The organism is Kytococcus sp. HMSC28H12 (assembly GCF_001816045.1).
GTDB classification, from domain to species: domain Bacteria; phylum Actinomycetota; class Actinomycetes; order Actinomycetales; family Dermatophilaceae; genus Kytococcus; species Kytococcus schroeteri.
On record NZ_KV824687.1, the window covers coordinates 1 to 2,216 of the forward strand.

2 protein-coding genes are annotated in these 2,216 nt (G+C 73.5%); one reads left to right on the top strand and one right to left on the bottom strand.

Annotated features, from left to right (window positions below):
- Nucleotides 1-28: 28 nt before the first annotated feature.
- Nucleotides 29-1,438: an amino acid permease gene (locus HMPREF3099_RS11140; protein ID WP_237769849.1), complete on the bottom strand. Its 1,410-nt coding sequence runs from the start codon at nucleotides 1,436-1,438 to the stop codon at nucleotides 29-31.
- A gap of 215 nt (nucleotides 1,439-1,653) precedes the next feature.
- Between HMPREF3099_RS11140 and HMPREF3099_RS11145 the strand changes: the two genes are divergently transcribed.
- Nucleotides 1,654-2,216: YeeE/YedE thiosulfate transporter family protein (locus HMPREF3099_RS11145; protein ID WP_237769850.1), on the top strand; the 563-nt coding region annotated here is incomplete at its 3' end.

The window sequence follows — 2,216 nt, forward strand, 5'->3', positions numbered from 1 at the left end:
CGGACGGGGCGCGGGGGCGCGGGACGGGTCAGGCGCGCTGGCCCGCGCGCTCCTGGTGGCGCACCGTGAGCACGCCCAGCCCGGAGAGCACCGCCAGTGCGACGGCGCCGGCCACCAGCGTGGGGCGGGTGTCGGGCGAGAGAGCCATGGCCACCAGCACGACGGCGAAGAAGGCCAGGGCCAGCAGGGAGGGCAAGGGCCACCCGGGCATCGCGAACTCGCCGCGCTCGAGCCGGCCGCGGGCCACCTGGCGGCGCATCACGAAGTGCGCCACGAGGATCGTCCCCCACACGAAGATGGTGGTGAAGCTGGCCAGCGACGCCAGCAGCATGAAGATCACGCCGGGCCAGATGACGTTGGCCACCAGCCCCAGCACCAGGCCCGCACCCACCACGGTGATGGCACCGGTGGGCACGCCCTGGGCGCCCACGTGGCGCAGCGCGGCCGGGGCGCGACCGTGGTCGGCCAGGCCGTAGAGGGTGCGGGCGGTGGCGAAGACGATGGCGTTGAGCGCGGAGAACGCCGCGATGATGACCACGGCGTTGAGCACGTGGCCGGCGGCGGGCAGGCCCACGGCATCGAGCACCTGGACGAAGGGGGACTGCTCCCCGTCGATGCTGTTCCACGGGGCCAGCGCCAGCATGATGCCCACGGACCCCACGTAGAAGATGAGGATGCGCCAGGGCACCGTGTTGATGGCCTTGGGGATGGCCGTGCGGGGGTCCCGCGCCTCGGCCGCGGTGAGGCCCACGGTCTCCACGCCGCCGAAGGCGAACACCACGATGGTCAGGGACATGACGATGCCGCTGATGCCGTGGGGGGCGAAGCCGCCGTGCTGCCACAGGTGGGAGATGCTCGGCTGGCTGCCGGGCAGGCCGGACCCGGAGGCGAGCAGGCCCAGGCCGAGCAGGATCATGGCCACGATGGCGCCCACCTTGAGCAGGGTGAGCCAGAACTCGGCCTCGCCGAAGTACCGCACGGCGGCGACGTTGAGCAGCAGCACCAGGGCGATGACGCCGGCGATCCACACCCAGCCGGGCACCTCGGGCCACCAGCGGCCCAGGTAGATGCGCAGGGCGGTGGCGTCGGCGATGCCCACCAGGAGCATCTCCAGGGCGAAGATCCAGCCGAGCACGAAGCCCGGGACACGGCCCAGGTAGCGCTCGGTGAAGTCCACGAAGCTCGTGGCGTCCGGCTGGCGCACGACCATCTCGCCCAGGGCGCGCATGACGACGTAGATCGCCGCGCCGGCCAGGGCGTAGGCCACCAGGACGGCGGGGCCGGCCACCTGGATGGCGCCGGCGGAGCCGAGGAAGAGCCCGGTGCCGATGGCGGTGCCGAGCGCGATGAACATGACGTGCCGCGTGCTGAGGCCACGGTCGAGGGCGCGGGGCGCTGCGGCGTCCTCCGCGGGGGCGGGGGGCAGGGGGGTGGCCACGGGGGTCCTCTCGGGGATGAATGAGTGCGCAGAACCGTAGGGCATGTGGGGGCGGTCCGTGGGGTCGGGTGCGGGCCGGTGCGCTGGTCGGAGGGGCTCGCCCCGCGTGATCAGTAACACAAGGTGTGGAGAAAAAACACGCTGCGTGACCCCATGGTGGGGCGCTCGTGCGGCCGCGCCGTCCCGACCCCTCATCGACCCCTTGGGAGTTCTCCGTGGTCCTCGTCGGCGCCCTGCTCGGTCTCGTCATGCAACGCGGCCGCTTCTGCGTCACCGGCGCTTTCCGCGACGTGTGGCTCAGCGGCTCCACGCGCTGGCTCACCGCCTTCGGCCTGGTCGTCGCCCTGCACGCCGTGGGCTACCTCGCGCTCACCGCCACCGGCGTGGTCTCGCCCGAGGTGGACCCGCTGCCGCTGGGTGCCGCCGTGGTGGGTGGCCTGGTGTTCGGCGCCGGCATCATCGCCGCCGGAGGGTGTGCCACGGGCACCTACTACCGGGCCGACGAGGGCCTGGTGGGCAGCTGGTTCGCGCTCACCTTCTTCGCCCTCTCGGCCGCGGTCATGAAGTACGGCCCGCTGGCCGGCGGCTGCACCGTGGGCCACGGCATGGTGGCCACCGCCCAGCTCAGCTGGGAGGGGTGGGGCGCCACCGGCTCGATGCTGCTGGGCGCCGACGTGGGCACGCGCCTGTTCGTGACCGCCCGTCAGGGCCGTACCGCCAGGGCCGACGCGGCGGACCAGCCCGCCACCGAGCGCCCCGCTCCGGCCCTCACCCCGGT